General features: G+C 62.9%; 13 protein-coding genes. 6 read left to right on the forward strand and 7 right to left on the reverse strand.

Features of this window, described 5'->3' with window-relative positions:
• The gene (locus HDE72_RS10375; RefSeq protein ID WP_183739992.1) at positions 1–1461 is read right to left on the reverse strand and encodes a cryptochrome/photolyase family protein; all 1461 of its coding nucleotides are present in this window, start codon (positions 1459–1461) and stop codon (positions 1–3) included.
• Between the two features lie 320 nt (positions 1462–1781).
• Here HDE72_RS10375 and HDE72_RS10380 point away from each other — a divergent pair, with 320 nt between their 5' ends.
• From HDE72_RS10380 to HDE72_RS10405, 6 genes are all read left to right on the forward strand, one after another.
• Positions 1782–2429, forward strand: coding sequence for a YqgE/AlgH family protein (locus HDE72_RS10380; RefSeq protein WP_260176602.1), 648 nt, complete (start codon positions 1782–1784; stop codon positions 2427–2429).
• A complete protein-coding gene (ruvX, locus tag HDE72_RS10385; protein ID WP_183739995.1) occupies positions 2426–2824 on the forward strand; it encodes a Holliday junction resolvase RuvX in 399 nt (132 codons plus the stop codon). Before HDE72_RS10380 ends, ruvX begins: the two co-directional genes overlap by 4 nt.
• Before the next feature lie 39 nt (positions 2825–2863).
• A complete protein-coding gene (gene pyrR, locus HDE72_RS10390; protein WP_183739998.1) occupies positions 2864–3388 on the forward strand; it encodes a bifunctional pyr operon transcriptional regulator/uracil phosphoribosyltransferase PyrR in 525 nt (174 codons plus the stop codon).
• On the forward strand, positions 3381–4346 hold the full coding sequence (locus HDE72_RS10395; protein WP_183740001.1) for an aspartate carbamoyltransferase catalytic subunit: 966 nt from the start codon (positions 3381–3383) through the stop codon (positions 4344–4346). Before pyrR ends, HDE72_RS10395 begins: the two co-directional genes overlap by 8 nt.
• 24 nt (positions 4347–4370) lie before the next feature.
• Positions 4371–5672, forward strand: coding sequence for a dihydroorotase (locus HDE72_RS10400; protein WP_183740004.1), 1302 nt, complete (start codon positions 4371–4373; stop codon positions 5670–5672).
• A gap of 99 nt (positions 5673–5771) precedes the next feature.
• Positions 5772–6515 carry a lysophospholipid acyltransferase family protein gene (locus HDE72_RS10405; protein WP_183740007.1) on the forward strand — a complete coding sequence of 248 codons (744 nt, stop codon included), beginning with the start codon at positions 5772–5774 and terminating at the stop codon, positions 6513–6515.
• Here HDE72_RS10405 and HDE72_RS10410 read toward each other — a convergent pair.
• From HDE72_RS10410 to HDE72_RS10435, 6 genes are all read right to left on the reverse strand, one after another.
• Positions 6512–7264, reverse strand: a complete 753-nt coding sequence (locus HDE72_RS10410) for an ABC transporter permease (protein WP_260176604.1) — start codon at positions 7262–7264, stop codon at positions 6512–6514. The two genes, HDE72_RS10405 and HDE72_RS10410, sit on opposite strands and share 4 nt — an antisense overlap.
• Positions 7265–7278: 14 nt before the next feature.
• On the reverse strand, positions 7279–8523 hold the full coding sequence (locus tag HDE72_RS10415) for an ABC transporter substrate-binding protein (protein WP_183740013.1): 1245 nt from the start codon (positions 8521–8523) through the stop codon (positions 7279–7281).
• 16 nt (positions 8524–8539) lie between these two features.
• Positions 8540–9334, reverse strand: a complete 795-nt coding sequence (locus HDE72_RS10420) for an ABC transporter ATP-binding protein (protein ID WP_183740016.1) — start codon at positions 9332–9334, stop codon at positions 8540–8542.
• Positions 9331–10416 (reverse strand): acyl-CoA dehydrogenase family protein, encoded by a 1086-nt coding sequence (locus HDE72_RS10425; RefSeq protein WP_183740019.1) that lies wholly within the window; start codon positions 10414–10416, stop codon positions 9331–9333. The genes HDE72_RS10420 and HDE72_RS10425 overlap by 4 nt, the downstream gene beginning before the upstream one ends.
• Before the next feature lies 1 nt (position 10417).
• On the reverse strand, positions 10418–10972 hold the full coding sequence (locus HDE72_RS10430; RefSeq protein ID WP_183740022.1) for a carboxymuconolactone decarboxylase family protein: 555 nt from the start codon (positions 10970–10972) through the stop codon (positions 10418–10420).
• Between the two features lie 237 nt (positions 10973–11209).
• The gene (locus HDE72_RS10435; RefSeq protein ID WP_183740024.1) at positions 11210–12130 is read right to left on the reverse strand and encodes an AraC family transcriptional regulator; all 921 of its coding nucleotides are present in this window, start codon (positions 12128–12130) and stop codon (positions 11210–11212) included.
• Positions 12131–12159 lie beyond the last annotated feature (29 nt).

A 12159-nucleotide genomic window follows, 5' to 3' on the forward strand; every position in this document is an offset into this window, starting at 1 on the left:
TTACGCGACTACTTTGACCACCGCATAGCGCTCCAGCGTTTCCTTGCGCGCTTCATCATGCTGCACGATCGGTGCCGGGTAGTCGCGTCCCAGCACGATGTTTTTTTGTTCGAGCAGCATGCGCGGCACCAGCCATGGCGCATGGATTTCCTTGTCGCCCAAAGCCTTCAGCTGCGGCAGGTAGCGGCGGATGAAGCGCCCCGAGGCATCGAATTTTTCCGATTGCGTGATCGGATTGAAGATGCGGAAATAGGGCTGGGCGTCGCAGCCCGATGAGGAAGCCCACTGCCAGCCGCCATTGTTCGAGGCCAGGTCGAAGTCGTTCAGGTGCAGCGCGAAATACGCTTCGCCACGGCGCCAGTCGATGCCCAGGTCCTTGATCAAAAAGCAGGCGGTGACCATGCGCAGGCGGTTATGCATATAACCTGTCTGGTTCAGCTGCGCCATGGCGGCATCGACCAGCGGGTAGCCGGTGCGCCCTTCGCACCAGGCGGCAAACGCGTCGTCGGCTTGCTCGCCCGTTTCCCATGCAATCGCGTCGTAGGCCGGCTTGAAGGCGCCGTTTTCCACGTGCGGATTCTGGTACAAAATCATGGCGTAGAAGTCGCGCCAGATCAGTTCGGCCAGCCAGACGGGCGCGCCATCGCCGCCGCCGCCCCGGTCCATCAAGTCGACGACCGTGCGCACCAGGTAGCGCAGCGAGACGGTGCCGAAGCGCAGGTGCATCGACAGATACGATGGCCCCTTCAGGGCAGGAAAGTCGCGCGCCACATCGTATTTGGCGACGCGTCCCAGGAAGTCGTCGAACAGTTTGCTGGCGCCCGACATGCCGGTGGGAATCGCCAGTGCGTGCAGATTGCTGGGCTCGAAACCCAGTTCGACCAGGGTCGGCAGTGCCTGCTCCGTAGCGCGCGGCGGCGCAAAATGGGCAGCATGCGGCTCGATATCAAAGGAGGCCAGGCAGGTGGGTTCCGCGCGCATTTTTTTCAGCCAGGCGTTTTTATACGGCGTGTAGACGGTGTACGGTTTGCTTGACAGGGTCAGTACTTCATCTTTTTCAAAGATGACCTGGTCCTTGAAGCTGAACCACAGCCGCGTGTCGGCCGCCAGTTGGGCAGCGACTGCGTCGTCACGGGCCATCGTCTGCGGTTCATAGTCGTGGTTGGTGAATACGGCGTCGGCGTTCAATTCGGCTGCCAGGCGCGGTATCGCGAGTGCCGCGTCGGCATGCAGCACGATCAGGTCGCCGCCCAGCGCGCGCAATTCGGCCGCCAGTTCAGCCACGCTGGCATGGATGAAATCGACCCTGCGGTCGCGGCGCGGCAAGCTGTCCAGAATGGCGGTGTCGTAGACAAACACACAATGTACGGCCTGGCTGAGGCGCAGGGCATGGTGCAATGCAGCATGGTCAAAGGCGCGCAAATCGCGCCGAAACCAGACCAGGGCAGTCTTGATTGTCATTATTTATTGTGTTTCGGGTCAAAGAAAGGTTTATTTTCGCCGCAGACGGTCTGTTATGGCCGTTCGCGCCGTGCCTTTGGCGTCGCTGCAATGGCAATTCAGTGTAAACTAGCAGATAGTTTCGCGGCGTTTTGCGCGCGATAATGGTTTTGCCAGCCATATTATTATTGTATGGATAATGTATAGCCAGTAGCCAAAAACAAACAACCATAATAAAGGCTGACACTGGCAAGCGGGGGAAGTTCCATGCGGCCAGCAGCGTCAGCCTACACAAGGGGTAAGTGAGACTTGCCAGCAAGCCCACAGAGAGAGTATCGCGTATGAAAAAGAGTAAAATCGACCACACTCTGCCAGGACATCGCTTGATGCAGGGAGTCAGTGAGCTGGCCGCGCCCGGCGCATCGACCCTGAATCTGGCGAATCACTTCCTGATCGCGATGCCGGCGATGCAAGACCCGGTCTTCGGCGGCACCGTCGTCTACGTTTGCGAACACAATGAAAACGGCGTGCTGGGCGTCGTCATCAATAAGCCCACCGACATGACGATGGAAGTGCTGTTCGACCGCATCGACCTGAAACTGGCCGGCAGCAGCGAAGCGCCCATCGTCAATGAACCCATTATGTTTGGCGGCCCGGTGCAGGATGACCGCGGCTTCGTGCTGCACACGCCAGGCGCGCGCTATTCCTCGTCGCTGACGGTGACCGATGAAGTGGCGTTTACCACCTCCATCGACGTGCTCGAAGCCGTTGCCAAGGGCGATGGCCCCGAGCGCATGCTGGTCTCCATCGGCTATTCGGGCTGGAGCCCGGGCCAGCTGGAAGACGAGATCGGCCGCAATGGCTGGCTGACGGTGGGCGCTTCGGCCGACATCCTGTTCGACTTCCCGATCGAAGACCGCTACGTGGCGGCCATCAAATTGCTGGGTATCGATCCATTGATGTTGGCGAGCGAGGCCGGACACGCATGAGCGATGGGACCATCGACACCATCCTCGCCTTCGATTTCGGCTTGAAACGTATCGGTGTGGCCATCGGCAATACCATGATTTGCCAGGCCAAGCCGCTCAGCGTGATCACGGCCACGGCGAACGAACCGAAGTTCGCCGCCATCGCCGAGCTGCTCAAGGAGTGGGGCGCCAGCCGCATCGTGGTGGGCTTGCCCAGCCACCCGGACGGCACCGAACACGAGATGAGCGCGCGCTGCCGCCGCTTTGCCAACCAGGTGCACGGCCGCTTCAACCTGCCGGTGGAACTGGTCGATGAACGCTATTCTTCGGCCGTGATCTCGGCCAGGCGCGGCGAGGTCATCGACGACAAGGCCGCCGCCGTCATCCTGCAGCAGTATTTCGACGCAAACTATTGAGTATCCCTTCCATCGATTTTCTGACCCACTAAGAACTCTATGCCGTATCCAACGTATCCTTCCCAACTCGACGCCGAGGCCCTGTACGCGGTCTTGCTGCAGCAGGTGCAGAGCGGTCTGTCGGGCGTCAACAATGTGGCCATCGTCGGCATCCATTCGGGCGGCGCCTGGCTGGCTGAACGCCTGGCGCGCGACCTGAACCTGCTTGACCGCCTGGGCGTGCTCGATGTGTCTTTTTACCGCGACGACTTTGCCCAGAAAGGCTTGCATGCCGACGTGAAGCCGACGCAGATCGCCTTTGACGTGGCCGGCGCCACCATCCTGCTGGTCGACGATGTGCTGTACACGGGCCGCACCACGCGCGCGGCCATCAATGAGTTGTTCGACTATGGCCGTCCGGCCAAGATCATGCTGGCCGCCCTGGTTGACCGGGGCGAGCGCCAGTTGCCAGTGGCCGCCGATTTCGTGGCCGCGTTCACGGCGGTGCCGCCGGGCCAGGCCCTGGTCCTGAAGCAAGCCGACGATGGAAAATTCACGCTCACCATAGACACCCACCATGCTTAACCCGCAACTGAACAAACACGGCGAATTGCAGCATCTGTTGACGATTGAAGGCTTGCCGAAGTCTATCGTCAACCACATCCTGGACACCGCTTCCTCCTTCGTCGGCATCTCCGACCGCGATGTCAAGAAGGTGCCGCTGATGCGCGGCAAAAGCGTTTTCAACCTGTTCTTTGAAAACTCCACGCGCACCCGCACCACCTTCGAGATCGCCTCCAAGCGTTTGTCGGCCGACGTCATCAACCTGAACATCCAGGCCTCGTCGGCCAGCAAGGGCGAGTCCCTGCTCGACACCATCGACAATCTGTCGGCCATGCACGCCGACATGTTCGTAGTGCGCCATGCGCAGTCGGGCGCGCCCTACCTGATCGCCAAGCACCTGATCGACACCAAACAGCCGCATGTCCACGTGGTCAACGCCGGCGACGGCCGCCACGCGCATCCGACCCAGGGCTTGCTCGACATGTACACGATCCGCCACTACAAGAAGGATTTCACGAACCTGACGGTGGCCATCGTGGGCGATATCCTGCATAGCCGCGTGGCGCGTTCCGACATCCACGCCCTGACCACGCTGGGCGTGCCGGAAGTGCGCGCCATCGGCCCGCACACCTTGCTGCCGGGCGGCCTGGAGCAACTGGGCGTGCGCACCTTCACCAATATGGATGAAGGCTTGAAAGGCGTGGACGTGATCATCATGCTGCGCCTGCAAAACGAGCGCATGAGCGGCGCGCTGCTGCCATCGGCGCAGGAGTATTTCAAGAGCTACGGCCTGACGCCCGAGCGCCTGGCGCTGGCGAAACCGGACGCCATCGTCATGCATCCGGGCCCGATGAACCGCGGCGTGGAAATCGATTCGGCCGTGGCCGACGGTCCGCAGGCGGTGATTCTGCCGCAGGTGACCTTCGGTATCGCCGTGCGCATGGCGGTGATGAGTATTTTGGCTGGTAATCAGGGCTGATAGCCCAAGGACGAGTAAGCAAGCATGACGACACTACACATCAAGAACGGCCATCTGATCGATCCCGCCAACGGCATCGATGGCTTGCAAGACCTGTTTATCGTGGACGGCAAAGTGGCCGCCGTGGGCAGCGCCCCGGCCGGCTTCAAGGCCGATACCATTTTTGACGCTGCCGGCCTGGTGGTTGCGCCTGGCCTGGTCGACCTGTCGGCCCGCCTGCGCGAACCGGGCTATGAATATAAAGCCACCCTGGAATCGGAATTGCAGGCGGCGATGCAGGGCGGCGTGACCAGCCTGGTCTGCCCGCCCGACACCGACCCCGTGCTCGACGAGCCGGGCCTGGTGGAAATGCTGAAGTACCGCGCCAAGACGCAGAACAAGGCGCATGTGCACCCGCTGGGCGCGCTGACCATGGGCTTGAAAGGGCAGGCGCTGACGGAAATGGCGGAACTGACCGAAGCGGGCTGCATCGGCTTCGCGCAGGCCGAAGAGCCGATCGAAGACACCACCGTGCTGCTGCGCGCCATGCAGTATGCGAACACCTTCGGCTACACCGTCTGGCTGCGTCCGCAAGACCCGCATATCGGCCGTGGCGGTATCGCCCACAGCGGCCCGCTGGCTTCGCGCCTGGGCCTGTCGGGCGTGCCCGTGATGTCGGAAACCATCGCCCTGCACACGATCTTTGAACTGATGCGCGCCAGCCGCGCCAAAGTCCATCTGTGCCGCATTTCTTCGGCGGCCGGCCTGGACCTGATCCGCGCGGCCAAAGCCGAAGGTTTGCCGGTCACCTGCGACGTGGGCGTGCACCATGTACATTTGACCGACGCCGACATCGGTTTCTTCGATTCGAACGCGCGCGTCACGCCGCCATTCCGCAGCCAGCGCGACCGCGATGCGATCCGTGCCGCCCTGCTCGATGGCACCGTGGACGCCATGTGCTCGGACCACACGCCGGTTGACGATGATGAAAAGCTGCTGCCCTTCGGCGAAGCCTCGCCTGGCGCTACCGGCCTGGAATTGCTGCTGTCGCTGGCCCTGAAATGGGCCGACGATTATGCTGAAGGGCAGCCGCAATCGGGCGCCCGTCCGTTGGCCCGCGCCGTGGCCAAGGTCACGTCCGAGGCCGCCCGCGTGGCCGGCATTCCGGCCGGCAGCCTGGCCGTCGGTGCCGAAGCCGACATCTGCGTGTTCGATCCTGCGGCCCGTTGGACGGTGTCTTCCTCGTCACTGGCCAGCCAGGGCAAGCACACGCCTTTCCTCGGCTATGAATTGACCGGCATCGTCAAGGCGACGATCGTGGCTGGACAGGTGGCGTTTCAGCGTTAATTGTCTTGACTGGAGTGAAACTCCAGCTGACTACCGGGGTCAGACCCGCCGGGTCTGACCCCAGAATTTGCTGTGGGCTTGCTTCTTATTTGGTGTGATTTGAAACCTCTGCTTACCTACCGCTTCGCGCGTATCGCTTTTCACATTTTCTACGGCATGGCCAAGAGTGCGCTGCTGTTTCCCTGGCTCGATACAGCCGGGCGCAACAAGCGCATCCGCCGCTGGTCGACGCAGCTGCTGGCCATCTGCGGCGTACAGGTGGAACTGCCTGCCGGCAGCGTGCCGGTGCTCGAGCATGCGATGGTGGTGGCCAACCACGTGTCGTGGCTCGATATCTTTGTCATCAACGCCGTCCATCCTTGCCGTTTCGTGGCCAAGGCCGAGATCCGCGCCTGGCCCTTGCTGGGCTGGTTGGCGGGACGGGCGGGCACCATCTTCATTTCGCGCGGCAGCAAGCGCGACTTGCGATTGATCTTCCAGGGGCTGGTGGATAAATTGCAGGCCGGTGAGCGGGTGGCGTTTTTCCCGGAAGGCACGACTGGCGCGCAAGGCGGCATCCTGCCGTTTCACGCGAACCTGTTCGAGGCAGCCATCGATGCGCAAGTGCCGGTGCAACCGATGGCGGTGGCCTATGTAAACAGTGCGGGGCGGCTGCACCATGCGGTCGACTTTATCGGTGACATGAGCTTTGGGCAAAGCATGGTGGCGATACTTTCGAGCCCGCCGATCACGGCGCGCCTGACTTGCCTGGCGCCGATAGCGACGGCAGGCGCACACCGGCGCGACCTGGCGGCGGCAACGCAAGCCTTGGTGGCGGCCGCGTTGCCTGTTGAAGCAGTTTAGTTTTTGACATGCAGCCAGCGCGCATGCGCGGCGCGGGCCAGGTAGTCGAGGATAAAACCGAGGATGCCGATCAGGACGATGGCGGCCATCAGTTCCGAATACGCGAGGCGGTCGCGCGTGTCGAGGATGAAGTAGCCCAGGCCTGCCGAGACGCCCAGCATTTCAGCCGGGACCAGCACGATCCAGATGATGCCGATGGCCAGCCGCACACCGGTCAGGATATCGGCCGTGATGCCCGGCAAGATCACCTTGAAGACGATTTCGCTGCGCGTGGCCGACAGGCTGCGCGCCAGCAGCAGCCAGTTCGGATCGAGCCGCGCCACGCCGGCCGCCGTATTGAGCAAAATTGGCCAGACGGCCGCAAACGCCAGCAGAAAATACACGGGCGCGTCGCCCACGCCCAGCACCATCACGGCAATCGGCATCCACGACAGCGGCGAGATCATGCGCAGCAGCTGGAACAGCGGCATGGTGGCGCCGGAAAAGCTTTTCGACATGGCCACCAGCACGCCCAGCGGCACGCCGATCACGATGGCCAGCCCCAGGCCCACGGCCACCCTTTGCAAACTGAGCCAGACGTGCAGCCAGATATCGCTGCCGCGCAGCAGTTCTTCGAAGGCCACGGCCGTATGCAGTGGCGAAAAGGCGGCCGCAATCGGCGTGCTTTTTTCCAGCGCTGTCACGCCCAGCGACCATAACAACAAGGCACAAGCCAGCCCCAGCAAGGGCAGGCCCAGCTTCGTCAACATCTTGTTTGCCATTGTTAAACCGCCACGATCTCGCTGCGCAGCAAATTGGCTGGCAGGCCGAAGGCAGCCGGGCCGCCCACGGCGTTAATCGCCTTGCGCACGAAGCGGTCATCGACCAGGTCGCGCGCGGCGAACTTGGGATCGAGATTGGCCAGGAAGCGTGTATCGCCTTCCACTTTGGTTTGGCCGATGGCGCGCACCAGTTCTTCCGTGTAGGAGGCAAACGGGTAAGGCTGGAAGTCGATGCGGCGCTGCTGCCAGTTCTTGTGCACGATCAGGCCCTGTTTTTCATAGCTGGCGTAATCGGTGGTGGCCAGCACCTTGGTCAGCACTTGCAGCGGATGCGGCGTGTAGCGGTGTTCATCGGTATTCGACAGCAGCTTGGCGGTTTCGACCTGGTTCGAGCGCGTCCACAGCTGCGCCTTGACGATGGCGTTGGTGACCTTTTGCGCCCACTCGGGACGGGTGGTGATGTCGCGCTCGGACAAAAAGGTGACGCAGCAAGCATGGTTCTTCCACACGTCGCCCGAGAAGCGCAGGATCTTGCCGATGCCGGCGTTTTCAGCCGCCGCATTGAACGGTTCGGCCACGATGTAGCCGGCGATCGATTTGCCGGCCAGGGCCGAGACCATTTCCGCCGGCGCCATGACGATCAGATTCACCTCATTCGATTTGATTGCGGCGTTGCGCGCGCGCGTGACGGGCGTCAAGCCATTGGCGGCGAGGATTTTCTGCAGCAGGATGTTATGGATCGAATACCAGAATGGAATCGCGACCGTGCGTCCGCCCAGGTCGGACACCTTGTTGATCTCGTTGGCCACCGTCAGCGCGGAACCATTGACGTGGTTCCAGGCGACCACCTTGGCGGGGAATTTGGCGCCGTAGCGTACCCACAAGGTGGCGGGCGACAGCAGATGGATCACGTTGACCTGGCCGGCCACGAATGCTTCGATGATTTGCGCCCAGCTGCGGAACAGGCGCGGCGTTTCCGCCTGCAAGCCTTCCGCTTCAAACAGCTTGCGCCCGTGCGCGACGAGCAATGGCGTAGCGTCGGTGATGGGCAGGTAGCCGATCTTGACGGGCTGGTCGTCGCCCTTGGGGCCCTGCTGCGCCATGGCGTCGCCGGCGAACAGCAGCGGCGAGGCGACGCTGGCTGTGGCCAGGGCCGACATGCGCAGAAAGTCGCGCCGCGTCAGGCCGCAATCGCAGTCGGACGAAGCGCAGATGTGCAGCGGTTTATTCTCGTTCTGGAACGTCATGCGGGGCTCCCGGTGATTAGTCATTATTAGTGGTTTTTTGCAGTGCGTGCAGGGCATCGAGGATATCGAGTTTGAGCGCGATCACATCGCCGTTGTGGCCTATCCTTGGCTGGGCGATATCGACCGTCCATTCGCGCACGATATTGCCCGGTTTGCCGCCCATCAGCACGATGCGGTCGGCCACCAGGATGGCCTCGTCGATATCGTGCGTGACCAGCAGCACGGCCGTGTGCCAGCGGTGTACCACCTCGACCAGCAGCGCCTGCATTTCGGCGCGCGTGATGGCGTCGAGCGCGGAAAACGGTTCGTCGGCAAACAGCAGTTCCGGTTCGCGCGCCAGTGCCCGTGCCAGCGCCACGCGCTGCGCCATGCCGCCCGACAGCGCTGAGGGATAGAGTTTTTCGCGTCCCTTGAGGCCTACCGCGTCGATGGCTTGCGCCACGCGTGCGGCATGCGCTTCGCGCGTCAGCCTGGGCTGGTGCTTGAAATCGAGGCCAAAACCCGCGTTCCCGGTCACGTTCAGCCAGGGCAAGAGGCTCGCTTGCTGGAACACCAGGGCGCTGCGCGGGTCAGGCTCCAGCATGGCTTTGCCGAGAAATTCGATATTGCCTGCCGATGGCGGCTGCAAGCCGGCCAGCACGCGCAGCAAACTCGATTTGCCGCAGCCGCTGCCGCCCAGCAGGCAGACGATTTCGCGCTTGCGCACGCTGAGTGACACATCCTGGAAAACCGGCTCGCTGCCGGCATAAGCGTAACGCAGGCCCTGCGCTTGCAGGGCCCAGTCTTGAGGTTCCGCTGTGGCTGCCGTCATGCCTGGGCCGCCTGCTGGCTGCTGAGCTGCTGACTATCAAACTGCTGCAGCGCCGCCTGCAATTGCGTCAGGCTGGGCGTGACGATGGGAATGAAGGACGATTCGCGCCAGCGGCGGGCAAAGCCCTGCTGTTCTGCGTTCAGATAGGCGCGTCCGCCCATGGCTTGCAATTCCAGCATCAGGGCTTGCTGCAGCAATTCCGCCAGTTGTATGCGCAGGCGGAACATGGCGGGCGCCTGGCTCTGGAAGCGGCCATCGTGCACGCCGGCCAGCAAGGTAGTCACGGCAGTTTCCAGCGTTTCTTGCAGAGCGCTGATGCGCGGCGTGAGCTGGTTGCGCGAGCCGGCCGAGATACTGGCCGCCTGGGCCAGGCTGGCGCGCGCCAGGCCGATCGACAGGCCGCATTGCATGCCGAGAAAAGCCGGGCGCACCTGCGGCAGCCAGGCCGTGGCATTGTCGCTGATGATGTCGGCAGCAGGGACTGTTACTGCCGCCAGCTTGACGGAGGCCGTGTTACTGCCGCGCAGTGCGATCAGGTCCAGGTCCTCGCTGCGCTGCACGCCTGCCCAGCTGCTGTCGAACGCGACGATGGCGGGCGGTGCACCGTCATTTGGCGCCACTGCGGCGGCGGCGACAAAGCCTGCCTTGCGCAGATTCGTCACCCAGGCCAGGCCGCCGTCGAGCAGCAAGCCGCCGTCCTGGCGTGTGGCCGTGATTTGCAGCTGCTCGATGCCGGACAAGAATTTCATGGCGTTCGACAGGCCGCTGGCGCCCGCCTGCTTGCCCGTCAAGAGGTCGGGCAGGCGGCGTTCGGCCAGCGCGCGGTTAGGGCTTTGCAGCATGAATTCGATGAAGCAGCGCTGGCCCCAGAACACAAAGGCGGCCGTGACCGATTGTTCAGCCACTTTGGCGATGGCGTGGATGGCGTCGCGCACGTCGCCGCCTGCGCCACCGTGTTCCTGCGGTACGCCTGTGCGCAGCAGCTCGTCGCCCGCCAAGGCTGGCAAGACATTTTCAGCCAGCGCAGGCGATTGGTCCAGCTGGTCGGCATGCGTGTGCAGCCATTCCTTGAGCTGTGCCATCTCAGACGGCGCCGGGCAGATAAGGCGTCAATTGCGGATTGACGGGCGTGCCGGCCAGGCTGTTGGAAAAATTGCACAGGGTGGCCAGGCTGATGCCGAGCACCACTTCCAGCGCTTGCTGCTGCTGGTAGCCGGCGCCCAGGAAGGCTTGGTAATCAGCGTCGGTGACGGCGCCGCGCGTGGCGATGACGGCTGCGGCAAACGCGGCGACGGCGTCCAGTTTGGCATCGCCCGTCAGTTGGCCGTGCTGCAGCGCGCGCACCACTTCCGGCGTTTGGCCGGCTTTTTTCAGGGAGATGGCGCTATGGCCGGCGATGCAAAAGTCGCAGCCATGGATGCGTGCAGCCGTGATCTGCACCACTTCGCGTTCCATCAGCGACAGGCTGGTGCGGGCATTGATGCCGGAAACGGTCAGATAGGTTTCCAGCGCGACGGGGGCGTTGGCCAGCACGCCGATCAGGTTGGGCAGATAGCCATTGTTGGCGATGGCCTTTTCCACAAAGGGACGGCTATCGGCAGGGGCGGTATCGAGGGTCTGCAGCGTCAAACGGGACATGGTTGCACCTTGCTAGCTTGGTAAGTGATGTCCCATTATATCGGCGTCGCTTTGTCCATAACAGCCGCACACGTCGCCATTTTGTGCTCATTCGTCTCAACGCCTGTCCAAACCGGCTGCGCGGCGCGCTTTGCGGCCTGCGATGCTCACCGTACTAAAGTACGGTTGCGCTTCTCGGCCGCAAATCATCGCCGCTCGCGACGGTTTTGACAGGCGTTGCTTTACTGTTAATTACTATTAATTTGGTAGCTGGCGCAGGCGCTGGTCGCGGCGGTAGGCGCCCGGTTGTTCGCCGGTGACTCTTTTGAAGGCGCGGGTGAAGGCGGCGTGGGAGCGGTAGCCGACCAGTTCGGCGGCGCGTTCGACGGAAACGCCGTCGTGCAGGCGGCGGGCCGCCAGTTTCATGCGCAGCAGAAGCAGGAACTGGGCGGGGCTATGGCCGCTGGCGCTGGAAAAATGCTTGCAGAAGCTGGCGCGCGACATGCACGCGGCCTTGGCCATGTTTTCTATCGACCAGTCTTCGGCCGGGGCGTCGAGCATGCGCTCGAGCAGGGGTGCAAATTCGCTGTGGTGCAGTAGCGACAGCAGGCCGGCGGCCATCTGTTCGCCCTGCGCCACGTGGCGTATCAGGTAAAAGAACAGCAGCTCGACCAGGCGCGCGATCAAGGGCGAAGGTTGTTCCGGGTCGCCGCCTGCCTCAAGCAAGATCAGGTCGAACAGCCCGGCGGCGGCGCTGAAGGCGGGCGCGTCGCCGCGTATCAGCAGATACGCTGGGAACGAGTCGACGATCAGGGCCGACAAGGGGCCGCGAAACTGGAAGAAGCCGCAGGCCAGCGCCGTGGCAGGCGTGTCCGTCGCCGTTTGCAGCGGCAGCATCGCTTGCGCGCTGACGGCCAGTCCGGGATCGCTGTGGGGACTGAGGAAGTGCGGCAGGTCGCGCAGCAAGAAGACGCCGTCGCGCGGGCCGAGCGCGATCGGCGCTTCGCCATCGAGGTGCAGATAGCAATGGCCATCGAGCACCAGATGAAAGCTGCCCAGTGCGCGGCCAGCCGTGGAAGCGCGCCAGCGGCCACAATACTGGCCCACATGCAGCACGGCCGTATCGAGCTGCATGGCGCCCAGCAGCCAGCGCGCCAGCTTGTCGGTATCGGGATTCATCTGATCGTCAAGATAAAAGCAGCATCATA

The organism is Janthinobacterium saanense (assembly GCF_014200675.1).
Classification (GTDB): domain Bacteria; phylum Pseudomonadota; class Gammaproteobacteria; order Burkholderiales; family Burkholderiaceae_D; genus Janthinobacterium.